This window comes from Novipirellula caenicola (genome assembly GCF_039545035.1).
Classification (GTDB): domain Bacteria; phylum Planctomycetota; class Planctomycetia; order Pirellulales; family Pirellulaceae; genus Novipirellula; species Novipirellula caenicola.
The window spans coordinates 310,790-335,885 of the sequence record NZ_BAABRO010000001.1; the positions used below are offsets into that span (position 1 = coordinate 310,790).

Consider the following 25,096-nt stretch of genomic DNA (forward strand, 5'->3'; position numbering starts at 1 on the left):
CTTAACGAAAGTCTTGGCGACTTTCGCTTGTGGGGTTGGAGGTTGGAGGGTGCTTGATGACAGCCTGGAAGCCAATCCCACACCTTAGCGTCGGCGGGCAACTCGCAGTTTGGCGCTGCGGCTGCGTGGATTATGGGCGACCTCGGATTCGCTGGGCCGAAGCGGCTTTTTCGTCAACACTTCCCAGCGATCGTCGTCGCGAAACGCGTTTTTCACGATTCGGTCTTCGAGCGAATGGAAACTGATGATTACCATCCGGCCACCGGGCGCAATCCAATCGGGCGCATCACGAAGCGTCCGCTCCAAAATCCCCAACTCGTCGTTCACCGCGATCCGCAGTGCCTGGAACGTCCGCGTCGCGGGGTGAATATCGTGATTGCGGCTGCGTGGAACACAGCGACGACAGATTTCGACCAACTCGTTGACCGTGCTAATCGGTTGCCGCTCGCGTTGTTTTGCCACGATCGCCCGAGCAATTCGGCGACTGAAACGCTCTTCACCATATTGATAGATCGCGTCGGCAATTTGCTTCTCGTCGTGTTGAGCCAACCAGCGACTTGCAGGGACTCCGTTTTCAGGATCGAATCGCAAATCCAACGGTCCGTCGACCGTGTAGCTAAACCCTCGCTCGCGATCAGCCAATTGGTCGCTCGACAATCCGAGATCCAACACCATGGCGTCAGCGGTCGTCAGATCAAATTGGTCAAGCGCCTTGGCGGCCTGCTCGTAGCTGGCCAAAAATACGGTCAGCCGAGGATCATGCGTCTCGCTCGCCACCCGAGCGCTGACGGCTGGATCGCGGTCCAGTCCAATCACGCGAGCACCATCGTCGCTGATCGCTTTGAGCAACAATCGCGAGTGACCGCCGCCACCATAGGTCCCATCGATCACCACCTTTGGCGGCGTCGTCGCCACCTCAGGATTGGCGACCCAATACACCACCTCGTCCGGCATCACCGAAACGTGACACGTATCGATTTCGCTCGGCTCAGCTTCTTCGTTGGACAACGTCTCTTCCTAGCGTTCGGTTACAGGTGCATGATCTAACCGACCGATTCTACAGCATCGCGAGAACTATCCAACGGGATTGACGCCGGCCTAGCCGTAGCGGAACTCGTCAAGAGTTTCGGCCATCATGAGGCGTAGGGCCGGTTCCTTCCGGACGCTTCAATGACGCGATCAACGTCGGCCGGCGGGAACTGGCCCTACTCGAAACTCAACCGACGCTGGCGACGGACTCGTTGCATTGCAGTGCCTTGTCCAAATTACGGCTCACTTCTTTCAATCGATCCAGATCGCCACCGCCGACTTCGGCTGCCAACCAACCAGTGAACTTGATGTCGCGAAGCGCCTGCTTCACACTCGGCCAATCGATATCGCCTTCGGTGATCTTGGTGAACTTGCCCGTTTCACGCGAAAACCCTTTGATGTCGAGCTTCTTGATTCGCTTATCAAGCGTGCGAATCCAAGCCGCAGGGTCACCAAATTTCCAGTGGTTGCCGATGTCAAACTGAGCACCGACCCAAGGCGAATCAAATTCGTCAATGAACGCAGCGAATGCGTCGGCCGTCTGGTCTGTCCCGCCGTTGGGGTCGTAGAACATTTCATTCCAAACGTTCTCCATCAAAATCGAAACGCCCAACTTCTCGGCATCCGGAAGCGCTTGACGGATGTTGTCGACCGCTCGCTTGTAAACCTCTTCAGCCGTCCCATCAGAACCACGGCCGGGAACCAACAACATTGTGTCCGCCCCAACGGCTGCGGTTTGCTCGAGCCCCTTGCGAAGACTGGCCAGCGCTTTGGCTCGCGTTTGTGGATCGGCGTCGGTGTGACGGACACCCCAGTGATCCGCACCCACGGTTCCGTCAATGATCAAACCGGTTTCTTTGGCGGCCGCGTTGGCTTCGTCGACATTGAATCCAGGCGCATTTAACTCAACCCCTTCAAAGCCCGCTTGCTTTGCCGCGGCGAACTTTTCGGTGAGCGATCCTTTGACGCCAATCATGCCAATCTTCAGCGTCTTGCGAAGCCAAGGTTTATCGGCAGGCTTTACATCGTCCGCCGTTGACGTACGCATCATCGCCAAACCCGCGATCGAGGTGGCACCAAGTTGCAGGACACGACGACGCGGCAGGAGAGTTTGTTTTTTCATCGCGGGAATTCACTCGCAGAGCAGAGGTGGGATGTCAGTGAAGGTCGCGGCTCATTGTAGCCGGAATCGGAGCATCCGCGGTCGGTGACCTCAACGATTTGCTGCGAATCGAAGTAACAACTTATTCTCGCCCCTTGTGCGAAAACAATCGAGCAATCTCAACCCGATGCGTCAGTTTTGAAGTTGCGAGTTTGTATTTAGCGGCAAAACCCCGGACGTTTACCTAGCCCAGTCCAACGGGCTGGGACCAAGAAAAACAATAAATGGAAGGGCCAACGGTCCGGCCGTTTACTTCAAAACGCGTTAGCGAGAAAATTGCGATCTTGGCCCGGTCCCTCGCTGACGCGTCGGGTTGGGATTTGCCGATGGCCTTAAACACGAGCGGAGGGCCGTTGCGAAAGCCGCAGACGGCTTTCGGTGATGTAGGAAGGGCCGCGCGTGGGCTGAAGACAGGCTGGAAGCCTATCCCACAGTGAGGGGGCGGAACGCCTTACGCGACAAAGCGGCGGATGCGGACGGCCGATGCTTGGCCTTGCGGGGTGACATTCACGCTGATGAACTCGTCGCCTGCGGGAACACCCGATTTCACACATGCGTTGATCGGGCACGCGGGATCAAGGTTCTCGCAATTCAAAATCGGGAACAACTCACCGCCCAGTGCATCCAGACTGGCGACGATTTCGACCATCGAACCGCCTGCCCCCAAATTGCCAAAGTGCCCCTTGGCCGTGGTTACTGGCGGTTGCTCCGATGGCGGCCCAAAGACGTCCGCGATCGCTTGGGCTTCGTCACGATCGCCTTGGACCGTTCCCAAACCATGAGCGTGAATGTGTCCAATCGATTTCGGATCGGCTTTGCCCAGCGCGCCTTTCAAGACGTTTCGCACTGCTTGGCGAAGGAAATCGTCGCCGGCACCCGCTCCCACTGCACTGCTGCTGAACCCGACGACTTCGCCGAGAATCGTGGCACCACGAGCCTGAGCGTGTTCGAGCGATTCGCACATGATCGCTGCGGCGCCTTCGCCTACGACGCTGCCGTCACGCGACACGTCAAACGGACGACTCATCTTGGCGGGATCTTCGGTATCCGCGGCAAGTTTCTCTTGCAGCGATGCGTGTAGCGTTCGCAGCGGATGAATGCGAGATCCGGTCGCTCCGACAATCAAGGCATCAGCATGCCCACGCTCGATCGTCGATACGGCCTCGCCCAACGCGGCACCACCGCTGGCTTCGCGAACGGTGATCGAATTGTTCGGTCCCCGCAGATTGTTGTAGATCGCGATATGGCTGGCGGGCATGTTCGGCAGGTACTTCAGCAACCACAGCGGGTTGACCTGAGGACGCCCTTCGCCCCCCCACTTGTCGAAATCAAAATTGCCTTCCGCATCCATGCATTTCAAAATGCCTGCAGAAAACTCTTCGGGCAACGACATGATGTAATCGCAACCGTAAACCACGCCGACTCGCTCGGGATCACGTTTGTCTTCGCTTAATTGTGCGTCGTGCAGTGCCAATTGAGCCACCGCGACACCCATCTCGATTTCGCGGCACATCACCTTGCTGCCTTTGCGAATCGTACGCTGCAGCGATTTATCGAGCGGCCCGTAATTGGAAATATCGCCAGTAAACTCGGTCGCTTCTGCGCCGTGATCGACGCTCAGCACGCCTTGGGGGACTTGAGTGAAGGGCTCAATGCCGCTTTGGCCTGCTCGCAATGCCGACAACATTGCCGACGAATCAATACCGAGCGGACTGACAACACCGCGACCTGTGATGACAACGCGACGAGAGGGAGTTCTATCCATGGAAGGTCTACGACCGATCTTGGCCGGTTCACTGAAAGAGTCGAGAAACGCGTAGTTGCGTCAAAAACGGGGGATGCGAGCCGCCATTCTAGCCAGATTCCGCGAATCGTTTCAGTAGGGGCAAAATATGCATCTTTGGCTAGATGCGGGACAGGCTCGGCAGCTGCCATTGTCGTCGTTGACCACCGCAAGTGCCTATCCCACGTTCATAAAACGAAACGATTGGCGAGTTTCGCTTCGTTTCGAATTGGCGTGGGTTCTCGATTAGTAGCGGCCGCGATGAGGCGCGTCAAACGGAACCGCAGTCGCCGTGCGAGGGGCGATCGGATTGGTCGTCAGATTTTCGGAGGCACGCCCACGAAATTCAACGAACATCAACGCATCGGCTCGCCCTGAGGTATTTCCCGTCAACATGTCAAAATTCATAAACGACGATCCGCCCTGACGCTCAGGACTGGCCACCACCCCACAAGACAGCAGCAACACCTTGTCCGATTCCCAGCGGAATCGTTCGTGCAGTCGCCAACTGACAACTTGTGGCACGTCGATTCGCGTGCGATGGACTTGTTGATTTCGCAGCGGTAACTCGAGATCCACGTGGTTGAATTTGTCGACCTGATCGATTTCGGCTTTGATCATCACGTCGATGACGCTGTTGTTTGTCGTCAACAACGGACTGAGCGATAAACGATACCCCTCTTGGACTTCGCCGGTTTCGGGTTCGTAGGGTGGCCATCCTTGCGGCGATTCGCGGACGTTTCGCACGTAGTTGCGGCCGCGGGTTCGCGACAATTTTTCGGTTTGACCGTTAAAAATCGGCAAATCGACCCCTTGGATCTCGCGAGCATCCGTGCGTTGGCGAAGCATGTTCAACACCACCGCGGCGTTTTCCTTGCTCAACAACCATGCTTGAACGCCTGGCGAATCGACTGGCACGTGTGTCATCAACATGTGAGCGCGGGCACGCCAATTCGGGTTGCCCACGGTCATCAGTCGTAGATGCAACACTTGCGGCTGGATGTCGCCCGCAATGAACCGATCGACAATCCCCGCCACCACTTGGTGCACCTCGGGAGTGTGATAAACGGACAATTCGTCCCGCGTCGCACTCATGAATCCAAACGGTTCGGTGAACCAGACGTCGGTGCCGGTTTCCCGCAAAATCCAGTCGATAACCGCCTGTTCGGGGCGATCATGCTGCGTCAAATAGCGGGTATAAGCGGTCAAATCGTAGACCCGATGCTCTTGCCCCGCATTACGCGGCAACTCCCCCCCGCCAGTGACCTGACCGTTGGGTTGCGGCCGCGTCGCAGCGGGTTGGCGAGCGGCAGGGTTCTGCTGCAAACTCGGAGGCGTCGCGTTGGCCGGCAATCCCATACCCTGCGGCGGCGGTGATTGGGCATCTGCCACCTGCGCGTGGCTGAGGGCAACAAGAGTGGCGCAGAACGCCCCGGCAATCAAAGTTGGTCGCATCGATTCCATTCCTGGCCGATTTAGGAAACAAGTATTTGTTCCCTGGCTATACGGCTTGAGTCGAATTGGTCGCAAGGTTGAAAAAAAGCGAAAATTGCTTGCGTGCCTCGCATCGGACAAGCGACCGCGACGCTCCCGCATCCTTTTGGTCCGCAATTTGTCGCTCGCACGAGCTCGATCCGGCGTTCGAAAACCGGATCGATGGCCGCTCGCCCCCCGCATATCGACCTCGGTCTTTACCGCAACGGCACTACCAATTGGCACTGTGCCGAGCATGCTGCCTAGTTTGCCAACAGGCCGATTTGCCAACAGGCCGATTGGGGGGACTTCTTTCCCGTGTTCCCTACTAGACGCGGAACCGACCACGCGACTTTCAACGTACCCATCCCCCCGACGCTGGGCGATTCTTTGCTGAATTGAAAAGCTAGCGGTTGTTGTTGCATTGATCGGGCGATTAGAATTCGCACAACTTTCCCCCGGGCTTCATGGCCCCTTAACACAACATGGCTAGGCGACCGCAGTCTTGGAATTCTCAGCACTCACCGAACTTGTTTGTGGTCTCGTTGGCGGACTCGGTATTTTCTTGTTGGGCATGAAAAACATGTCCGAGGGAATGCAGGCGGTTGCCGGCAGCAGCTTGCGGAAAATGATTGCCGCAGTCACGAACAATCGAATCTTTGCAACGATCGTCGGCGTCATCGTCACGTGTGTGGTCCAATCAAGCTCGATCACGACCGTGATGGTGGTGGGCTTTGTCAACAGCGGCGTGATGGAATTGTCCCAGGCGATTGGCGTGATCATGGGCGCCAATATTGGGACGACGATCACCGGTTGGATCTTGGTGCTAAAGATTGGCAAGTATGGATTGCCGGTTCTCGGCGGCGCCGCGTTCGTCTATCTGTTCTCGCGTGGCGAGCGACCGCGGTACTGGGCGATGGCGATCATGGGCGTCGGCATGGTCTTCTTCGGTTTGGAATTGATGAAGGATGCCTGCGCAATCATCAAACAGCTGCCCGATTTCGAAGCTTGGTTCAAAACGTTTAATGCCGATTCTTATATCGGCGTTTTGAAGTGTGCGATGATTGGTTGCATTCTGACGACCATGGTTCAATCATCCTCGGCAACGCTTGGGATCACGATCTCGTTGGCATCGCAAGGAATCATCAGCTACGAAACCGCAGCCGCCTTGGTGCTAGGCGAAAACATCGGAACCACGATCACTGCGTTTCTTGCTTCGCTCGGAGCCACCACGAACGCGCGGCGAGCGGCCTATTTCCATGTCATCTTCAACATGTTTGGCGTGTTATGGATCACCGCGATCTTTCGCTACTACATCGTGTTGATCAAATGGTTGGTCGTCGGCGACGTTGATACCGAATTGATTGTCGACGGTGAAACGACGTTCCCCAATCGAACCGCCGCGATCGCGGCAACGCACACGGTGTTTAACATCGCCAATGTGCTGTTGTTCCTTCTGTTCGTGCCCCAATTCGTCCGTTTGTTGAATTGGATGGTTCCGTCGAAAGATTTCAAAGAGAAGCCTCGTTTGACCGACCTCGACATTCGGTTGTTGGAAACGCCGCTGTTGGCGATCGAACAGTCGCGTCGCGAGATCGAACGGATGGCCGATGGCTGTTCAAAAATGCTCGATTGGTTGGCGGAATTGATCCAACAAGACAATCCCGACAAGTCGCTGGCGGACCGCTTGCGAAAACGAGAACAAGTGCTCGATTCGATCCAAGATGAAATTGCGGTCTACGTCACCAATCTGCTCTCCAGCAATCTGCCGCATTCGGTCGCTGACGAAGCAAGACGTCAATTGCGAATGGCCGACGAATATGAATCGATTAGCGATTACATCGTCAATCTCGACAAGTTTGACCGCAAATTGCGACGCGATGGGCTGCGATTTTCGCCGGCTCAGATTCAAGACTTGGTCCAGCTGAACCAGATTGCGGCAGAATATCTACGCGAAGTCAACGAGGCCTTCCGCCAAGGCAACGACAACGTGATTCTAAAGACCGATGCCACCAACAAACGCGTGCGTACGAAAATCAAAATGCTCCGTAAAGCGCATTTGGAAGAATTGTCCGACGGCCAAACACCTCCATTGGTAAGCGTTGCCTACCTGGCATCGCTGAACGCGTTCGCTCGCGTCCGCGATCACTCGCAAAACATCGCCGAATCGATCCCCAGCGAATAGGTCGTTACGGTAGGAAGCGGGGGATTTCGATCTGCCGCTGCGGTTGCGTCAACACAGAGCGTTGTGCGGCGAGTACATTAACGTACTCGCCGCTTTCGTTTCTCTCCTAACCATGACGCCTGCCCCATGTTTCGAATTCTCGTTTGCGTTCTTGCCTTTCTCGCTTGGACCTCCGCAACGCTTGTTGGCGCCGCGGATAGTCAGCCCAAATCGGTTGGCTATAAAACCGCGACCGACATCCACTACCGCACTTCCGTCGTTGCGACGATCAACGAACAATGTCGTCTGGATGTCTACTATCCTGAGAACGTCAACGATGCCCCGACGATCGTTTGGTTTCACGGCGGAGGACTGACCGGCGGAAAACGCGAAATCCCATCGCCGCTGAAAAACAAAGGCGTGATCATTGTCGGAGTCGATTACCGGCTCAGCCCGCAGGTGACCGTAAACGATTGCATCGACGATGCCGCAGCCTCGGTTGCATGGACATTCAATAATATTGAGCAATACGGTGGATCCCGCGACAAGATTTTTGTCAGCGGCCATTCCGCCGGCGGTTATCTGACCAGCATGATTGGGATGGATAAAACGTGGCTCGCCGCTCATCAAATCGATGCCGACGATATCGCAGGTTTGATCCCGTTCAGCGGCCACACGATCACTCACTTTACCGCTCGCAAAGAACAAGGCATCGGCGGCAAACAGCCGGTCATCGATAGGTTGGCTCCGCTGTTTCATGTTCGCAATGACTGTCCACCGCTGCTGTTGATCACCGGTGATCGCGAACTCGAGATGCTTGGGCGTTACGAGGAAAACGCCTACCTGTGGCGAATGATGCAAGTCGTTGGCCACCCGAACACCAAACTGCACGAATTGGACGGATTCAACCATGGACAGATGGCCGAACCCGCATTTCCGCTGCTGCTAAGATTCGTCCATTCGATCGCCAAAGACTAACACGGTAACAGTACCTCCTTTTTCAGGAATCAGACATGCAACCAGAATCATCACTGAAGCGTCGTGATTTGCTGACCTACGCCGCGTTCGGTAGCGCCGTGTTGGCAACCGGAACCAACGCAGCCGCGATGCCCGCTGAATCGTCCAAGGACGCGATCCAACCGCGTCCGAAGTACGAAATGAAAAAGTCGATCAACCTGTGGGCGTTCCCGTACCCCGACAAGATGACACTGCGGCAATGCATGCAGTTGGCCAAAGACGCCGGTTTCGATGGCATCGAATTGAACTATGACCTCGAAAGTGATCTCTCTCCCAAAGCCGGAACCAAAGAATTCAATGCGATTCGCAAAATGGCAGACGAGATCGGGATCGCGATTAGCGGCGTCTGCTCGTTTTTGTTTTGGCCGTTTCCGCTAACCAGCAACGATCCCGCCGAACGGGCCCGCGGCATGGAATTAGCCAGCAAAATGACGCAGGCAGCTCACGACTTGGGGACCGAAAACTTGTTGGTCGTCCCAGGCGCCGTGCACATGCCATGGCGTCCTGATCATGACCCGACGCCCAATGGCGTATGTGACCGCCGAGCTCGCGAAGCGATCGGAAAGCTATTGCCGCAAGCCGAGAAGCTGAACGTCTCGCTAAACATCGAGAACATCTTCTTCAACGGCTTCTTGATGTCTCCGATGGAAATGGTCGACTTTGTTGACAGCTTCTCGAGCGAACATGTGAAAGTCCATTTCGACACGGGGAACATCATGGAATACCAATTCCCCGAGCACTGGATCCCAATCCTTGGCAACCGTATCAAGAACATCCACTTTAAAGAGTACACGAAAAAGGGAAGCGACCATTCGTTGGAAGCGTTTCGCCCGTTGCTCGACGGCACGACCGATTGGCCCGCAGTATTGGCCGCGTTAGACAAAATCGGGTACGACGGCTATCTGACGTTCGAGTACTTCCACCCCTACGCTCATTTTCCCGAAGCCCTGATCTATCAAACCGCTGACTCGCTGGACCGTATGCTCGGTATCAAGCAGGGCTAGCCGTAGCGGAATCCGTCAACGGGCTGTTGATTTGGTCGTAGGACGGACTTCCTAGTCCGTCCATTACACCATTGACGGACTAGGAAGTCCATCATACCCCCGTGCCGCTGGAAACTTCACTAACTCAACAAGCCGCCAAGACTTTCGTCCTACAACGCGTCCCCCCCCGAAACTGTTGGCGAGTTTCGCGACGCAATTCTTCACCGCGCTCCTTTGAGCAGCGAATCTGGAATCATCGGTTCAAGTTTTATCTGCGTTTTACCGTTCGGGGTTTGCGGATTTTGTAAGTCGTGTCGCGCTGCATGCCGTGACCCCGACAACCACGACAAAACGACTTTTTTTTCCTCGGCCTCAATGGGAGATTTTGTTGAGAGGCAAGGTCTGGCGCATTACCCGCGACCTTACGGCCCACGGTTCACCGCTGCGATTTGCATTGCAATCGCATCCATCGCTGGTCCGGCGTTTTCGCGGCATTCGCAGCGTTTGCCAAGTCATGATGCCGTCCGCGCCGACAACGAAACACCTTCTTATTTTCTTCACTTTTTTCGAAGTTGAAGTAATTTGTTGAGGCGGCACTGCCCTCGTTATACGCATTGCTACTACACAGCACCGGTCCGCAAGCGACAGGGCATCTTCACTTCCAAGAATGGACCCTCATTCTTTTCTGGTCACTTCGAGTTAACAAGGCAAACTTAATGGACGCAACTTCACGGACCCGCTCGGGATTCACCCTTGTCGAACTGCTGGTGGTTATTGCCATCATCGGCGTTTTGGTCGGGCTACTTCTACCCGCAGTACAAGCCGCTCGCGAAGCGGCTCGGCGGATGAGCTGCAGTAACAACTTCAAGCAAATTGGGTTGGCTATCCACAACTACCACTCGGCATACAACCAATTGCCAATCCATGGCACCGGCACGTTCGACTACGGCGTGACGTCATGGGCAAGCAGCAGCACGTTCTCGTCCAACCGTAACTTGAGCATGTTGGTTGGGATTCTTCCGTTCATGGAGGGACAGGCACTGTATGACTCGATCAGCAACCCGAACACGATTGTCGCCTCGACCGGAGCACAGCGATCCCCGGCTTGGCCGGCCATGGGGCCGACTCCCGACCAAGCCGATTACACCCCTTGGGTGACCAGCATTCCGATGCTTCGCTGTCCCAGCGATCCGGGGGACGGGGCTCCCGCTCTGGCTCGCACCAACTACGTTGCCTGCACCGGCGACTCCGCCTTCGTGTCCGCGCAAGGCAATCGGCAAAGCAGCGGTTTGCCAGCCGATTCAACCGTGACCCTGCAAACTCAGGCTGCCCACCGAGGGGTGTTTGCCATGCAGCGAAAAATGGCCTTCCGCGATGTCTTGGACGGTCTAGCCAATACGATCTGTGCGGGCGAAATAGCGACCGATCTGGGCGACTACGACAAACGAACGATTGTTTGGGAGAAAGCAACCCACGATCTGAACACGTCCGCTGCGGATTATTGTCAGCAATACGTCAGCGCCGATCGACCCCAGTTTTGGGGTGGCACCACAGCGACCTCCGCACTGTATGGACGTGGTTATCGTTGGGCCGACGCCCGGCCCAACTATGGTCAATGCATGACAATCTTGCCGCCCAATCGCGAAATCTGTTTTCAAACCACCGCAGAGGACGCCGGTATCGCAACGATGTCCAGTCGTCATCAAGGCGGTTGTCACGTTTTGATGACCGACGGAGCGGTCAAGTTTGTGACCGATTCAATTGAAGCCGGAAACTCGTCCGCGTTCCCAGTCAATTACTCAGGCACCGCGGCCAACGGCAACTCGGCGGGATCGATGAGTCCGTATGGGTTGTGGGGCGCATTGGGCACCCGTGCCGCCCGCGAAGTCGTTAGCGGCGACTTCTAAGACGCGGTGTTTCGCAACGGACAATCAAAAAAGCCCGCTCGATCGCTCGAGCGGGCTTTTCTCAATTAGGTCTTCCGTTTTACCGACTGGACCGCTTATTTCTTAGCCTGACGGCTGAACAATCGTGTCGGTTCTTCGGTGGTCACTTCTTGCGACAATTTTTCGCTCGATAGCTTGGCCTTGAACAGCACGTTTTCGTTACCCTCAGCCTTGGCGATGACCTTGTAATCCATTCGATCACCCGGTTGCATCGTCTTGATTGGCTCGAAGGTGATCTTCGAACCGTCCTGATTATGCTTGGTCGGTCCTTCCGCAGATTGGAACGTCAATCCTTCGGGCAGTTCGGCAACCACTTTGACTTTGTTGTCCGCTGCATCGCCTTCGTTCCAAACTCGGATCATGTAGACCACTTCGTCTCCATTGGAAACGGGATCTTCGTCGTCAATCACCAACAATTGCATCGCAGGCAAACGGACGATCTTAGCCTCGGCCATCGCCATCGATGTGGCTCGTGCTTCCGCCTTGGCTTGATCCTCAGCCGCATCCACCGTGCAAACGTAGGTGGCAACGACCTTGGTTGGCAACTTGTCCACATCACCGGCGCGAAGAGCATAATCGAACGTTGCAGTTTGACCTGCTTCCAAACGATCGATGGTGATCGTGTCTTCGTTCATCTCCATTGCAATCTTCTGCTTGTCCGAGTTCTTGTCGGATGATTGTTTACCAGACTTCTTGTCCTTGGCATCACCATCGCTTGCCGTCTTGGCGTTTTGGTTATCCTTGGACTTTTTGTTGTCCTTCGCTGGCGTCGGCTCACCCTTATTGGCCTGTTTGTTATTGGCCTGTTTGCTCTGCTTGTCCTGCTTCGCAATCGACATGTCACTCATGTCCAACAACCGCGATTTGTTGGGCCATAGCACGCGGACTTGAACATTCTCGGCAGGGGCGTTACCGGTATTAGTAATGCTAGCGGTGAACTCGGCCATCTGGTCGCCATACAAACGATTGGGACCTTCGACGTTGACGGCCAAATCAGCCGTAATCACGTCCGTGCTGGTTTCTTTACTGCGAGAACTCAGATCGCTATTCTTGGCTTTGGCTTCCGCACGACTCGAGAACGTACCCGCTTTTTGAGCATAGACACGAGCAACAAATTTGCGAGTATCGCCGGCCTTCAAACCGTCGACCTTGAATTCCAATTCGCTGTTGCCTTCGATCGTGGCCAAGCCATCACCGAGCGAATCCGTGACAACAAATGGCCCTACATCGCCCGAACCTCCGTTCTTCACCGCATATTCAAGCTCAATCACATCACATCGATTGGCTTTATCCGGAGCGGTTTTCGTCAACTCCAACTGCGGCTTGACGACTTTGCTGGACAAACAAATCGCCGGGGTGTAGCTGGCAATCTCGAGACAACTGCGAAGCTCGCCCTCTTCGTCAGCCGACGCGGTCACTTCCAACGTGCGACTTTGGCCAGGGTTCAACATCGCGATCTTCATGCTATCGCTCGAAGTCGAACTTTTCTCGGTCGTCGTTTTTTTTGCGTTGTTTTTTTTCTGATTTTTGGCGTCTGCACCTTTCACCGAGACCGACTCGATGCTCAAACCTTTAGCCTTACGCTGCTTTAGCTCGATGTCATGCAGAACAATATTGTCCGATGCGTTTGTGACTTCGACCGTGTAGGTGAACGATTCGCCTACACGTGTTTCTTCGGGCATCGACGCACGCAGCGTCAATAAGCCGTCGCCCGTCGTGATCGCTTCATCTGCCTGGGCGACACCCGGACCGATGCCGATCGCCGCCGCGACAAGCACCGTGAACAGAGATGTTGTGTTTAACCAACGTGACATTGTAATACCTTTAATTGGACTGGAGGGGAAAAGGGAAGAGCCGCACTTTCGACTCCACATCACCACATCTGAGTTCAGCTGAAAGAATTGTGGTTACCCCCTTTGGTTCGCAACTGGCGCGCCGAAATCGCCTCTGACGATGAAGCGTTTTCCGTAAAAATCAAATCTGCGGGCCTGTTCGGCGATGCGTGCCGTTAACCACGAACGAAAACGACCCGGAAAAACATCTTCCTCTTGCACCGGAGCGAGCGATGAACGCGTCTCGATCTAGCAGTGAGCACCATGGGTCTGATTGCTCGTCGCCCAATGTGGTGGCTTAGCCACAACCGCCGGTCTCGAGGGAGTCCGCTGATTGAGTAAGTCGATTGGGCCCACGTGGTGAAGCGTTTTCGCGTAGCTACCTTCGCCAGAAGGTGGAGATTCGCAATGGACACCATCAATCCACGCTCTGGCGAGCGTAGCTACGAAACGCAAATTGCTGTGCTTTACAGCTTCAATTCGTTCACTTCGTTGGGCGGAACCCAGGAACGCCAGGACGAGCGAGACTTTATGATCTGCGAAAAGCATCTTCACTGAGATTTCGGGTATAGTAAAAACGGTGATAGCTAAATCCCGCGAGCGTCGACCGCGTCACTCGTCCTGCCTGACCAACCCGCCCATCTATCGGATTCGGAACGCAATCATGCGACATCTCGCTTTTCTTATTCTGCATACCTTTGCCGTGGTGCTGTTGATGGTGCACCACGCGATGGCCGCCAGCCCGCTGCACTTCATCGACACCAGCTTCGAGAATGCATCGCCGCTGGACTGGCAGGTCTTGGCGGATCAGACCGTCCGCATTGATTTGATTTACGATCACGAGCGAGATTCACCCAATCGAGCGGCAGGGCACTGGCACTTTCGCGTCGACGCGGAACCTGGCAGCCAATTGACGCTGTTGCTGAACCATTTTTCCAACGTGTGGAATGGCCGTTCGGCGTTGGCGTGTTCGGATGCCACGATCGGGTTCATCAGTGCTGATGGAATGACATGGGAGTCGATCGAAACGGAATTCATCAAGGACTCGGGACAATTGCGTTTCACCGTGACGATTCCTCCCGGCGGCAGTTTGTGGGTGGCGCGGTTGCCGCCCTATCGGATCAGTGACCTGAACCGGTTGCTTGATCAGATCCGAGGTCACTCGCAAGTCGAAATCACTCGGATCGGTGAAACGGTCCAGCGACGACCGCTCGAGATCGTGCGGATTGGCCGCGACGATGCACCCTATCGCGTCTTTATCCGCGCCCGTGCCCATCCCTGGGAACCAGGCGGCAATTGGGTGGTCGAAGGAATGATTCGTCATCTGCTGAAAACGCATGACGAGCAAAGTGCGACCTATTTGGACCAATATTGCGTCTACATCATGCCGATGGCCAACAAGGACGGTGTCGCGATGGGACGAACCCGGTTCAATGTGCTCGGCAAAGACCTCAACCGCGACTGGAACGCTCCACCGGATGCGACGCTATGCCCCGAGAACGCGGCACTCGAACGATGGCTGACCAAAATGCTCGACTCTGGCCGCCGGCCGCATCTAGCACTGGAGATGCACAATGACGAGAGCGGCAAACTGCACCTCAGCCGTCCCGACGCCACGCAGTTTGAGGCCTACATAGCCCGCATGCATCGGCTAGAATCCCTGCTGCTGACAAAGACATGGTTTCGCGAAGGAGCCACCGACCCGAGCTTTCGAAATTCCGGCACGCTAGGGGAAGGATGGCTAACGCGTTTCGGAATCGACGCCGTCGTTCACGAGTTGAATGCGAATTGGATCGAAGGCCTGCAGTCACGACCCTCCGCCGAGCACTGGATGACCTACGGAGAGCAACTCTGCGACGTGCTGGACGCGTATTTCAAAGCAGCCGAATGATTCCCCGCCCCCACCAAGTCACTTCTCTCCAAGCCACCTCTCTCCCGCCCGCAGCGTGGAAAAGCCAGCATCCCGCAAGTCACCTCTCCCGCGCGAAGCGTGGGAGAGGTCGGACGGGCCCTCAAGGCCTCGTCCGGGTGAGGGCCGACCGAGCAAGAAAATCGCAGCAAGCGAATAGGCCGGAGGCCGAAACATGATCTGCCGTTGGCGTGAGCCAACGGTTTGGAGGGCGACCTGTCGCCGTAAGGCCGGAGGCCGCCCCACTGACGGCAGAACGTATCGCCCTCTGGCCTAAGTTTTCGCAACTCCGCAATCCGGTGGCTCACGCCACCGGCAGAAGGTGTGTCGGCCTCCGGCCTGTAATCAATGCTGCGAAATCAGCAGCCTCCTGCGTTTTGGAAAAGCCAGCGGCTCACAAGTCACCTCTCCCGCGCGGAGCGTGGGAGAGGTCGGACGGGCCCTTAAGGCCTCGTCCGGGTGAGGGCCGACCGAGCAAGAAAAACGCAGCGAGCCGAAATCGATAGGATGTCCAATGCGACAAGCCTGAAACACACCCCCTCACCCGAGCATCGCTGAAAGCTCTGCCACCTCTCCCTAAACTGCGTTTTGGCAAATTCGGCAGGTCTCGGATCGTTAAGGAAAACGACGAAAGTCTTGACGGCTTCCGCTACGCTCGATCTAGCGGCTAGCCCGCGATTTTGATTCCTCAGTTTGCAACAAACTGAATGATCCGAGCCGCATTGCCGCTGCTACGAGTTTTCTCCGCGATCCTAAGCGTGACCTCATGCTCGCCATCCTTCAAGTCCGATGCGAACATCACGGTCCGGGGATAATGAAGTCCTTTGCTGTGCTGGTGATACAAATCCACCACTTCGAACGGACCGCCATCGACACTGGCTTCGATCATCCCTGCATCGGGTCCAGCGACGACGTAGGCCCCGATCGCGTTGCCGTCAAACGCTAGCGACACCGTGTCGCCCGCATGTTCGCCACATAACATCGGTATCGCTCGAAAACGCTCGCGAGTGCTGCCCGGTAACGACGACCAATCGGGAACCGAAACCGTCCATCCGCTTTGAATTTCCGCCGTGGCTGGATCGATAAATCGCCCACGCCAGTAACTGTGCGGATCCAACGGCGACTCGGGTAGCGGATGAGGTTTGATCGCTGCGTCATTCGCCAACGGTTTGTCCCATGCCTGGTTCATCAATTCGTCGATCATTTGTGCGGCGATCCGGTTTCCCGCCGGTGCGGGATGCACGCCACCGTACTGTTTCCAAGTCAACGTGCCGTCGGTGATGCGTTTGGCTACTTCATTGGCTAATCCGATCGTCGACACATCGTAATGCTCGGCCACCTTGGTATGCGCTGCAATCGTCAGCGGTTTCCCGCCCTTTTGCAACGTCGCCAACATCGATTCGTTGACGAAAAACGTGATCACCAAATCGATATTCGGATTGGCGATCCGGGCCTGTCGCACGATCCCTTCCATCCCGCGAATGCAGGCGGCGGTCGAGTGATGTGCGTCCTGATCATCGTTGACGGCAAACTCGATAAATAGCAAATCGATGTCACCGCGGTTCAGCACATCCGACTGCAGCCGAAACGCTCCGGTGGTCGAGCAGGTCGATGAAATCCCGGCGTTGATGAAGTTGAATTGCGTCTCAGGAAATCGTCGCTGCAGCACTTCGCACACCATCGGCCGATACCCATTCATTTCGGTGATCGAACCACCGATGAATGCCACATTCCCCGTCTTCGACTGCGTGAACTTGATCCGAGCGTTCTGGAAGTCGCCACGAAACGCCACGTGATCAGCTGCGAATCCACTGGTGGCGATGAACGACATGGCAACCCAGATCAAAGAGCGAAAATCAGTCATCCGTTGTTTCATCTTGTCGTAGCTTCGAGTGGAGTGAGAAACAAAATATGGTGGATTGGTGCCGCGGGCCAGCAAGAGAATGCCCGGCACAGCCATCCTAACCCGTCGCGTCAGTTTTGAAGTTACGCTATTGTCATTTTCCTAAGCAAATCCTAACCCGTCGAGTTAGCGAGGGACCGTGTCATGAACGAGTTTCCCTCGCTGACGCGCCGGGTTGTGATTTTTGGGGCCAGACACCCACGCAGGCGTCATGGCCCACGCATATTGTCGCCGAAACTCTTGGCGAGTTTCACTACGGACGAATGCGGGATCATGCAACCGATGTATCTGGTTCCGCTCGCTTGGTCATCAGCGACACGATGATCAGCGTCACGAACGCCAGCGGAATGGTGACGATTCCCGGCTGAGTGAACGGCGCGATCGCGTCCGCTCCGTTCCAACCGTAAACCTTCTCGTAGGTGTCGGCCGACAACAAAATCCAGCCCAACGAGCTGACCATCCCTACAATCACGCTGGCGATCACGCCTTCTTTGGTCGTCCGCTTCCAAAACAACAACATCACCAACGCCGGCAAATTCGCACTCGCCGCGACACTGAACGCCCAGCCGACGAGGTAACTGACGTTCATTTCTTTGAAGGCGATGCCTAGCAGGATTGCAATCGCGCCGACGACCACGGCAGCCAACTTGGCGACTCGCACTTGGGCATTCCCCGTCAACTCGATTCCCATCACGCCACCGATCAAATCGTGAGCCACCGCGCCGCTGCTGGCCAAAATCAAACCACTGACGGTCCCCAGTACCGTGGTGAACGCGATCGCCGAGATGATCGCAAACAACCACTGGCTCATGCTACGAGCCAACAGCGGAGCGGCCATGTTGGTATCGGTCAGATCCAGCGAGTTGCTGGTCATCGCGCCAAGTCCGAGGTAAAGCGTCAACACGTAGAAGAATCCGATACTGGTGATCCCCACAATCGTACTCTTGCGAGCCGCCGCGCCGTCCTTGACCGTGTAATAGCGAATCAAAATGTGTGGCAGCGAGGCGGTACCGCAAAACAATGCCAACATCAACGACAAGAAATTGATGCGGTCCGTTGGCTTTCCGCCGCGGATTCCGGCAAATTTAGGATGTTCCCCCGGACGCAGCACATGCGTTCCCTCGGTCGGCTTTTGGTAAAACACCTTGCTCGTGCTGCCATCGTCGTGCCGAATCACTTCGCTGCCCCAGAGCACGATTTCGCTGTTGGACATCGTCGTGAAAAACGAGATCGGTCCGACCGATTCCCCCGACGTGTACCCCGACGGCAACTTGGAAATGTGCCCAACGGGTTGTAACTGACGCTCGCCTTCGCCCGAACCAAACGGCATGCCATCGACGGTTCGCGATCCGTCCGCTGCAGTGGTCAATTCCTGAGCTTGCTGCAACATCACGGGATCGGTCACGCCCATCGCCGCGTCCGAATCCATCGGCTGGACGTGATAGATTTCGTAGCCGCCTTCGCTATCGGCCAACCGGATAAACTCGGGATGTTCAGCCCATTGCCCCGTCGGCGAAATCACATCGCGACCGTCGATCTGCGTCTGCGATAGACTCGATGACGCAATCGGCCCGATCGATTTCAATCCGCCATCCGACTCGACGAACCCGCGAGCAAACAACATCACCACCAAAATGGCACTGAAGAAAACGAGCAGCGAGCCTTTCAAAAACTGTACCCAGGTGGTCGATACCATCCCAGCGGTCACGACGATCACGATCACGACCATCCCGACCAAGACGACGCCGACCCAATGAGGAAAACCAAGGAGCGGTTGGATCAAGGAACCAGCACCGACCATTTGAGGAATCAGATAAAAAATACTGACCGCCAAGGTGCTGATCCCTGCGGCAAGCTTAATGCCTCGCGAATTGAATTGGGCGTCTAGTGCGTCGGCAAAGGTAAACCGACCAAGTCGTTTCATCGGTTCGGCGATGACAAACAACGCCACAATCCAACCCGCCAAATAACCGATCGAATACAGGAATCCGTCGTAGCCATAGGCCGCGATCATCCCGCAAATTCCCAAGAACGAAGCGGCTGACAAATAGTCGCCTGCGAAAGCCACTCCGTTGACAGCCCAAGGAATTTGTCCGTGAGCGGCAAAGTACCCCTCGCTCGAAATCGCTTTGCGGCCAAGGAAAAAACTGAGCCCGACGGTGACGACCACAAACGCCAAAAAGACAAATACTGCGATCCATGAAGGTTCGTAAATCATCGTGACGCTCCTTCGCTGTCGTCGTGGTTGTCTGCGTCACTTGCCGGTGATCCGGCGACCGGCGTCCCATCGATCGGCTCGTTGCGACACATCACTCCATACAGCAGCGCCATCACGATGGCGGCGATGATCAAGCCGAAACCGTAGACGATCGCCAAGTTCAATCCCGCCACGACAATCGTTTCCATCTGCTCGGCGTCAAACGCGTTAATAAAAACGAAACCGGCATACAAAACCAAGTAGATGGCAAACAGCACGATGCCAAGTCGTGAGTTGTATTGACGCGCCGCCGTGGGCACGTCCGCTTTGGGCAGTGGTGTGGGCATAAGTGAATGAGCGTGAGGAAAGAAAAAGCAGGAGAGTGGGAAAGGGGGGCAGCGAGGGACTCGCAAGAACGATGTCGGGCCCCATATTAACCAAGTTCTCGCTCCAAGGGGGACATCAGAAACACAAACTTGGCAAGCGTTGCCAACAATTAGGATTTTTCCATCCCATGCCCCCCACCATCAGGAAACAGATTCGTCGCGAAAGGAATCGCGTGAGCCGCGCCCAGCCAAACCGCCTGTGAGTTCGAAATAACACAACCCGACGCGTCAGGTTGATGTTGCACGTTTCGATGTTCTTCGGGCCAAAGGCCCAGCAATTTACCTAGCCGCCCTCATTAAGTCCCAGCAAACGGCCGGACCGTTGGCCCTACAATTCATTGGTTTTCTTGGTCCCAGCCCGTTGGGCTGGACTAGGTAAACGTCCGGGGCTTTGCCTCTAATTACAAAAGTGCAACTTCAAAACTCACGCGTCGGGTTGCGATGGCGATTGATCCAGCGGCAACGCAGCCTGCCCCCCCGAAACTCTTCGCGGCTTGATGATCTACTGAGCCGCGACGCGTCAGCGGCCGGGTCCCACGCGCTACTCGGTGCTTCACAACCCACGGCTCACGGCTGCCTTACGGCCTACGACTCACGGCTGCGTTTTGCTTTTGGCCAAAATCAACAAGCCTTTCGCGAGTTTCGCTGCGGAGGTTGATGACAGGCTGGTCTTCAGGCCGGAGGCCGACACAGCGAGTATGTCAGTGTGTCGGCCTCTGGTCTTTGAAGCCGCCTCAAATCCGATGCCCTCCGAAACTCTTGGCGAGTTTCGCTACGGATGTTTCGCTACGGAATTCTCGCAATGGAGGATGACGACAGGCTAGGAAGCCTATCCCACAGTCAGGCCGATTTTGATTCGTAGGCCGTCGTACGCTAGTGAGATGCCATCGGGCAGCTCGCGGTCGGTCTGCTCATGCTCGAGATCGTGAGAGATATGCGTGAAATAGGTCTGATCGGCTCCCACGCGACCCGCCATCTCGATCGCTTCGCTCAAATTGAAGTGCGTCGGATGGATCGCATGCCGCAGCGCCCCGACCACAAACGTCTTGACCCCGCGAAGTCGCTCGACCGACGAATCGGGAATCCCGTTGGTATCGGTGCAATAAGCAAAATCGCCAATCCGGAACCCCAACACGTTGAAATGCGGTCCGTGAGTCATCGGAATCGGTGTGATCGGAACCCCAAACACATCAAACGGATCTTCGTCGATACTGCGAAAACAAAGCTGCGGGACCGCGCCAGGGTGCGTCGGCTCACGTTTGGAAAACGCATAGTCAAACGAATGCCGAATCCGCTGCTCGACGTGACTTTGGCAATACAGAGGAACTGGGTAACCAAGTCGAAATGGAAACAAACGCAGGTCGTCCAGCCCGAATAGGTGATCGGCATGCTCGTGAGTGAACAACACAGCATGCACCAGCGGAATTTTTTCGCGTAGCAGCTGAGTCCGCAAATCGGGTGGCGTGTCGATCAAAATCGTCCGCGATGCATGATGCGGCGTTTGGTGATCAAACTCGGGGTCACTAAACGCGATCGACTCGGGCAATCGGATCGTGATCGCGCATCGAGTCCGGTTATTGCGGGGATTATCGCTCTGGCACACCGCGCACTCGCATCCCAGCGCGGGCACTCCGACACTGGTTCCCGTCCCCAGAAAGACGACTTCCGCCTGGCTAGACGAAGCTTCTTGGTCGAGCGACTGCGGGTCCAAAGCTTGTCGAGACCGCGTCTCGGTGGACGAATTGTGGCCCGAACCAGCAGAATTCGGGGGCGGCGAGGACGAAGGATTGACCATAACCTAAGGAACTTCTCAGCGATTTGGAAAGCTGTCAATAAGCCCCTTGGCTGCAGAGGGCTGTTTCTGCGATACTCTTGGGCTTGGCTGATAAAAATCGATGTGTTTTCGTGAGCCGCAGGCGATCGCCTCGGGCCTTCCTACACATGTTTGGTGCCTCGCCCAGAGGCCCGTGGCAAACGCTGTCGGCTCCATTTTTGTCAGCTCCACTATTGAGCCAATCACGTTTAACGTCATCAAAAAGCAGGAAGAACTGAATGTTCAAGAATTTTTCACCTTGGTTACTTGGAATCAACGGCCGTCAAAGTGAATTGATCGAATTGGCGTTGACCTACGGGTTCCGCGGCATGGATGTCGACATGGCTGACATGCTCCGTCGCTCGCAGCGCACCAGTTTGGAAGACGCGACCAAGTACCTTCGTGCAACCGACATCAAAATCGGCGGCTTCGATCTGGGCGTCAACCTAGACGCCGACGACGACACCTTCACCGCTCAAGTCGCAACGCTGCACCCGATGGCGGAAATCGCCAAAGAATTGAAGGTCAAACGAGCCTACTTGCGTCTTCCCGCCGCGACCGACCGTTTGCCCTACCCCGAGTACTTTGAAACGCAACGCGCTCGTTTGAACCAAATCGCCGAAGTCCTCGCTCCTCGCGAAATTCGTTTGGGCGTCTCCTTCTCGGCCGGCAAAGAATTGGCCGAAGGCAAGCAGTTCGAATTCGTTCGCGACGTCGAAGGCTTCATCGCGTTGATCAGCAGCATTCCTGCAGCCAACATTGGCTACATCATTGACACCTTTGATTGGGTTGTCGGCAAAGGCACGCTGGCTCAACTGACCGGCTTGGACGCCGAAAAGATCGTGGCTGTTCGCTTGGGTTCGGTCGCCAGCGACGCAACCGCGGAAACCGCCAAGACCACCGACCGCGTGTTGCCTGAAAAAGAAGGCGCACTGGCTCACGTCAGCGTGATCAGCCACTTGAAGGCAGCTGAGTACAAGGGCCCCGTTTCGCCGACCGCATCGTCGTCGCGTTACAAAGGTCAAACACGCGAGAACACCGTGCAAAAGGCACAAGAAGCGATCGATTCGATCTCGCGTGACGCCGGCGTCCACGTCGCTCCATTGCCAATGGACCTGATCGAAGACGTCCCCTACGAGCCAACCCCCGCAACTTAAGTTGCCACCGGGTAGATGCAGCGTGCAAGTTAAGCGGCTGCAAGCACACGATTGCCCCTCCCAGCCTTGCGTCGGGAGGGTCGAAAATCGAGCCTTCCAGCGAGATTTTTGGGGAGGGCTGGTGACGCCAAACTTGCACGTCGCTGGCGCAAACCCCGCCGGTGCTAAGTAGCGAAGCTCACGCGAGAGTGTTGCAGAGTCGTCAGGCACACAACACGAAAGTCTCGACGACTTCCGCTACGACCAAACAAAAAAGGCCGATCACACCCTAGTGTGACCGGCCTTTTTTTCGTTCGTCGATTTCGCAAGTCAATCGTCGCACGGCTTTCCAAGCCGTAAGCGTGCCTCGCGATTTACGGTCCTAACAACACCGAAGCCACGCTCAGGCAAGACGCAACCTCCAGCTCCCCCGGCTCCAGCTTGGAAAGCTGGCCGACAATGGCGTCTCACGAGGATGCCAAACGAAACTCTTGGCGAGTTTCGCTACGGGACACCAATTGTCGCACGGCTTTCCAAGCCGTAAGCGTGCCTCGCGATTTACGGTCCTAACAACACCGAAGCCACGCTCAGGCAAGACGCAACCTCCAGCTCCCCCGGTTCCAGCTTGGAAAGCTGGCCGACAATGGGGCCTCACGAACGTGGAAAACGAAACTCTCGGCGAGTTTCGCTACGGGACACCAATTGTCGCACGGCTTTCCAAGCCGTCAGCGTGCCACGCGATTTACGGTCAACACAAAACCAAATTCACGTTCAAGCAAGACGCAACCTCCAGCTCCCCCCGGTTCCAGCTTGGAAAGCTGGCCGACGATGGGGCCTCACGAAGATGGCAAACGAAACTCTTGGCGAGTTTCGCTACGGGACCTCAATTGTCGCACGGCTTTCCAAGCCGTCAGCGTCCCTCGCGATTAACGGTCAACACAAAACCAAATTCACGTTCAAGCAAGACGCAACCTCCAGCTCCCCCCGGTTCCAGCTTGGAAAGCTGGCCGACAATCATCCTCTCTCCCTCTCTCCGTGTCTCCGTGTCTCCGTGTCTCCTCACTCCTCACTCCTCACTCCTCACTCCTCACTCCTCACTCCTCACTCCTCACTCCTCACTCCTCACTCCTCACTCCTCACTCCCCCTCCCTCACCGGCAACACGGTCTCCTTCGGTTTTACGTTTGGATCCTGCTCCGGCGTCAACTCAGGCGGCGGACCGTCAGTCGGCACAGGGATCGGCACCAAGATCAATCGTACTGGCGTCCCACGCTCGGGCACTCGGCCTTCGAACGGGCGGAACAACAACGAATCGGCATCGGCGCTACTGGCCAACGACAAATCCATCATTGCCGTACTGAAGTTGGAAACGCAGATCATATCGCCCCCATCGGCACGGTAATATTCGCGGCCATCCTCTTCGTCTTTATAAAACCCGCTACCGGCGAACACCCAATCCGCCTCAACCGATTTCTTCGTCTCGGTGTCTTGCACCCAGCGCCGCGCGTCTTCGACATGATACTTGCCCTGCTTGTCACGCCAGCTGACCCAGACCCGGATCGCCTGGCCCGTCGGCGGCACAAAATTCGGCGTGAACATTGCCGTCGTTCCCGTCTTGGCACCAACGACCAATAAAGCCGCATGCACCTCACTTGATTTCGCTACCACGGCCACAATCGACTCGTGCTCTTTACTTCCAACCGGACACGCGAACATCTCCAGCGCCCCGCGATCGATTGCGACGTAACCATCGATGTAAACACGGCTCAATTCACGATCGACCCACAGCAGCGATTCCTGACTCAATCGTTTGGCCCCCGGCGGAGGCGCAAACTGTTTGCTCAAGAATTCAGCGGGTGACATTTGCGGCTCCGGTTCCTCCATCGGCGGCTCCGGATCCTCGGAACTGTCCTCGGCATCTCCTGCATAATCCTCGCGATCGGCCATTGGCTTGTCCGCAGCCGCGCCCTTAACCAAATCTTCATCTTTTGCTTTTTCCTCGGCCGTCGGCAACGGACGTGGCTCATCAGACGCTTTAGACGCGGTCGATTCGACCTTGTCCGCCATCGCTGCCTCGCGGCCGAGAGCGGCAACTGACGCACGCTCCTCCGTCGTGTCGCCGGTCAACTGTCCTGTCGCCCCATCGACATTCCCCTGATTTTCCGCATTCTGAGGGGGCACCGTCTGTACATCCGCAGTCGGCTCGGCCGCTGGCACCGTAGGCTTCGCGCTGTCGGAGGTCGCCGATTCGCGGCCGCAGCCAACTATCGCGGCAAGTGCGAGAGCGGTAACCAGGGTGACCGTCGGCGAAGTCTTGGCAAAATAGGTCATAGAGTGTCGATCGAGTGGGAAGGAAGTGCTAGC

At 56.1% G+C, this 25,096-nt stretch carries 18 protein-coding genes; 8 read left to right on the forward strand and 10 right to left on the reverse strand.

Annotation, left to right across the window (positions count from 1 at the left end; all coding sequences use genetic code 11):
• Nucleotides 1–84 precede the first annotated feature (84 nt).
• The 3 genes from rsmH to ABEA92_RS01150 form a co-directional block, all read right to left on the reverse strand.
• Nucleotides 85–1,008 (reverse strand): 16S rRNA (cytosine(1402)-N(4))-methyltransferase RsmH, encoded by a 924-nt coding sequence (rsmH, locus tag ABEA92_RS01140; RefSeq protein WP_345681911.1) that lies wholly within the window; start codon nt 1,006–1,008, stop codon nt 85–87.
• 208 nt (nt 1,009–1,216) lie between these two features.
• Nucleotides 1,217–2,152 (reverse strand): sugar phosphate isomerase/epimerase family protein, encoded by a 936-nt coding sequence (locus ABEA92_RS01145; protein WP_345681912.1) that lies wholly within the window; start codon nt 2,150–2,152, stop codon nt 1,217–1,219.
• Between the two features lie 490 nt (nt 2,153–2,642).
• The gene (locus tag ABEA92_RS01150) at nt 2,643–3,956 is read right to left on the reverse strand and encodes a beta-ketoacyl-[acyl-carrier-protein] synthase family protein (protein WP_345681913.1); all 1,314 of its coding nucleotides are present in this window, start codon (nt 3,954–3,956) and stop codon (nt 2,643–2,645) included.
• Between the two features lie 127 nt (nt 3,957–4,083).
• On the opposite strand from ABEA92_RS01150, the gene ABEA92_RS01155 reads away from it, so the two are divergent.
• Complete coding sequence (locus ABEA92_RS01155; protein WP_345681914.1) at nt 4,084–4,224, forward strand: hypothetical protein; 141 nt, start codon at nt 4,084–4,086, stop codon at nt 4,222–4,224.
• Here ABEA92_RS01155 and ABEA92_RS01160 read toward each other — a convergent pair.
• Nucleotides 4,221–5,429 carry a hypothetical protein gene (locus ABEA92_RS01160; RefSeq protein ID WP_345681916.1) on the reverse strand — a complete coding sequence of 403 codons (1,209 nt, stop codon included), beginning with the start codon at nt 5,427–5,429 and terminating at the stop codon, nt 4,221–4,223. The genes ABEA92_RS01155 and ABEA92_RS01160 overlap by 4 nt on opposite strands.
• Before the next feature lie 523 nt (nt 5,430–5,952).
• On the opposite strand from ABEA92_RS01160, the gene ABEA92_RS01165 reads away from it, so the two are divergent.
• The 4 genes from ABEA92_RS01165 to ABEA92_RS01180 all read left to right on the forward strand — a co-directional run bounded on the left by ABEA92_RS01165 (nt 5,953) and on the right by ABEA92_RS01180 (nt 11,518).
• Nucleotides 5,953–7,632, forward strand: coding sequence for a Na/Pi cotransporter family protein (locus ABEA92_RS01165; RefSeq protein ID WP_345681919.1), 1,680 nt, complete (start codon nt 5,953–5,955; stop codon nt 7,630–7,632).
• Nucleotides 7,633–7,758: 126 nt separating this feature from the next.
• A complete protein-coding gene (locus ABEA92_RS01170; protein ID WP_345681920.1) occupies nt 7,759–8,589 on the forward strand; it encodes an alpha/beta hydrolase in 831 nt (276 codons plus the stop codon).
• Nucleotides 8,590–8,624: 35 nt separating this feature from the next.
• On the forward strand, nt 8,625–9,632 hold the full coding sequence (locus ABEA92_RS01175; RefSeq protein ID WP_345681921.1) for a sugar phosphate isomerase/epimerase family protein: 1,008 nt from the start codon (nt 8,625–8,627) through the stop codon (nt 9,630–9,632).
• A 695-nt stretch (nt 9,633–10,327) separates the two neighbouring features.
• Entirely contained in the window at nt 10,328–11,518 is a 1,191-nt protein-coding gene (locus ABEA92_RS01180; RefSeq protein WP_345681922.1) for a DUF1559 family PulG-like putative transporter, read from the forward strand.
• A gap of 95 nt (nt 11,519–11,613) precedes the next feature.
• On the opposite strand, the gene ABEA92_RS01185 is transcribed toward ABEA92_RS01180, so the two are convergent.
• Complete coding sequence (locus ABEA92_RS01185) at nt 11,614–13,371, reverse strand: DUF11 domain-containing protein (protein ID WP_345681923.1); 1,758 nt, start codon at nt 13,369–13,371, stop codon at nt 11,614–11,616.
• A gap of 426 nt (nt 13,372–13,797) precedes the next feature.
• Here ABEA92_RS01185 and ABEA92_RS01190 point away from each other — a divergent pair, with 426 nt between their 5' ends.
• Nucleotides 13,798–13,947 (forward strand): hypothetical protein, encoded by a 150-nt coding sequence (locus ABEA92_RS01190; RefSeq protein WP_345681924.1) that lies wholly within the window; start codon nt 13,798–13,800, stop codon nt 13,945–13,947.
• 106 nt (nt 13,948–14,053) lie between these two features.
• Nucleotides 14,054–15,280 carry a M14 family zinc carboxypeptidase gene (locus ABEA92_RS01195; RefSeq protein ID WP_345681925.1) on the forward strand — a complete coding sequence of 409 codons (1,227 nt, stop codon included), beginning with the start codon at nt 14,054–14,056 and terminating at the stop codon, nt 15,278–15,280.
• Between the two features lie 706 nt (nt 15,281–15,986).
• Here the strand turns inward: ABEA92_RS01195 and ABEA92_RS01200 are convergent.
• The 4 genes from ABEA92_RS01200 to ABEA92_RS01215 form a co-directional block, all read right to left on the reverse strand.
• The gene (locus tag ABEA92_RS01200) at nt 15,987–17,162 is read right to left on the reverse strand and encodes an SGNH/GDSL hydrolase family protein (RefSeq protein ID WP_345681926.1); all 1,176 of its coding nucleotides are present in this window, start codon (nt 17,160–17,162) and stop codon (nt 15,987–15,989) included.
• Between the two features lie 310 nt (nt 17,163–17,472).
• Nucleotides 17,473–19,419, reverse strand: a complete 1,947-nt coding sequence (locus ABEA92_RS01205) for a sodium/solute symporter (protein WP_345681927.1) — start codon at nt 19,417–19,419, stop codon at nt 17,473–17,475.
• A complete protein-coding gene (locus ABEA92_RS01210; RefSeq protein ID WP_345681929.1) occupies nt 19,416–19,745 on the reverse strand; it encodes a DUF485 domain-containing protein in 330 nt (109 codons plus the stop codon). The genes ABEA92_RS01205 and ABEA92_RS01210 overlap by 4 nt, the downstream gene beginning before the upstream one ends.
• 868 nt (nt 19,746–20,613) lie before the next feature.
• Nucleotides 20,614–21,579, reverse strand: coding sequence for an MBL fold metallo-hydrolase (locus ABEA92_RS01215; RefSeq protein ID WP_345681930.1), 966 nt, complete (start codon nt 21,577–21,579; stop codon nt 20,614–20,616).
• Nucleotides 21,580–21,836: 257 nt separating this feature from the next.
• Between ABEA92_RS01215 and ABEA92_RS01220 the strand changes: the two genes are divergently transcribed.
• Nucleotides 21,837–22,754: a TIM barrel protein gene (locus tag ABEA92_RS01220; protein ID WP_345681931.1), complete on the forward strand. Its 918-nt coding sequence runs from the start codon at nt 21,837–21,839 to the stop codon at nt 22,752–22,754.
• Nucleotides 22,755–23,869: 1,115 nt separating this feature from the next.
• Here ABEA92_RS01220 and ABEA92_RS01225 read toward each other — a convergent pair.
• A complete protein-coding gene (locus ABEA92_RS01225; protein ID WP_345681932.1) occupies nt 23,870–25,063 on the reverse strand; it encodes a YdjY domain-containing protein in 1,194 nt (397 codons plus the stop codon).
• Nucleotides 25,064–25,096 lie beyond the last annotated feature (33 nt).

Excerpts from the sequence above, each read along its gene's own strand:
- ABEA92_RS01145 (WP_345681912.1), bottom strand. The coding sequence starts at position 2,152 with ATGAAAAAACAAACTCTCCTGCCGCGTCGTCGTGTCCTGCAACTTGGT.
- ABEA92_RS01150 (WP_345681913.1), bottom strand. The coding sequence starts at position 3,956 with ATGGATAGAACTCCCTCTCGTCGCGTTGTCATCACAGGTCGCGGTGTT.
- ABEA92_RS01155 (WP_345681914.1), top strand. The coding sequence starts at position 4,084 with ATGCATCTTTGGCTAGATGCGGGACAGGCTCGGCAGCTGCCATTGTCG.
- ABEA92_RS01160 (WP_345681916.1), bottom strand. The coding sequence starts at position 5,429 with ATGCGACCAACTTTGATTGCCGGGGCGTTCTGCGCCACTCTTGTTGCC.
- ABEA92_RS01170 (WP_345681920.1), top strand. The coding sequence starts at position 7,759 with ATGTTTCGAATTCTCGTTTGCGTTCTTGCCTTTCTCGCTTGGACCTCC.
- ABEA92_RS01175 (WP_345681921.1), top strand. The coding sequence starts at position 8,625 with ATGCAACCAGAATCATCACTGAAGCGTCGTGATTTGCTGACCTACGCC.
- ABEA92_RS01180 (WP_345681922.1), top strand. The coding sequence starts at position 10,328 with ATGGACGCAACTTCACGGACCCGCTCGGGATTCACCCTTGTCGAACTG.
- ABEA92_RS01185 (WP_345681923.1), bottom strand. The coding sequence starts at position 13,371 with ATGTCACGTTGGTTAAACACAACATCTCTGTTCACGGTGCTTGTCGCG.
- ABEA92_RS01190 (WP_345681924.1), top strand. The coding sequence starts at position 13,798 with ATGGACACCATCAATCCACGCTCTGGCGAGCGTAGCTACGAAACGCAA.
- ABEA92_RS01195 (WP_345681925.1), top strand. The coding sequence starts at position 14,054 with ATGCGACATCTCGCTTTTCTTATTCTGCATACCTTTGCCGTGGTGCTG.
- ABEA92_RS01200 (WP_345681926.1), bottom strand. The coding sequence starts at position 17,162 with ATGACTGATTTTCGCTCTTTGATCTGGGTTGCCATGTCGTTCATCGCC.
- ABEA92_RS01205 (WP_345681927.1), bottom strand. The coding sequence starts at position 19,419 with ATGATTTACGAACCTTCATGGATCGCAGTATTTGTCTTTTTGGCGTTT.
- ABEA92_RS01210 (WP_345681929.1), bottom strand. The coding sequence starts at position 19,745 with ATGCCCACACCACTGCCCAAAGCGGACGTGCCCACGGCGGCGCGTCAA.
- ABEA92_RS01215 (WP_345681930.1), bottom strand. The coding sequence starts at position 21,579 with ATGGTCAATCCTTCGTCCTCGCCGCCCCCGAATTCTGCTGGTTCGGGC.
- ABEA92_RS01220 (WP_345681931.1), top strand. The coding sequence starts at position 21,837 with ATGTTCAAGAATTTTTCACCTTGGTTACTTGGAATCAACGGCCGTCAA.
- ABEA92_RS01225 (WP_345681932.1), bottom strand. The coding sequence starts at position 25,063 with ATGACCTATTTTGCCAAGACTTCGCCGACGGTCACCCTGGTTACCGCT.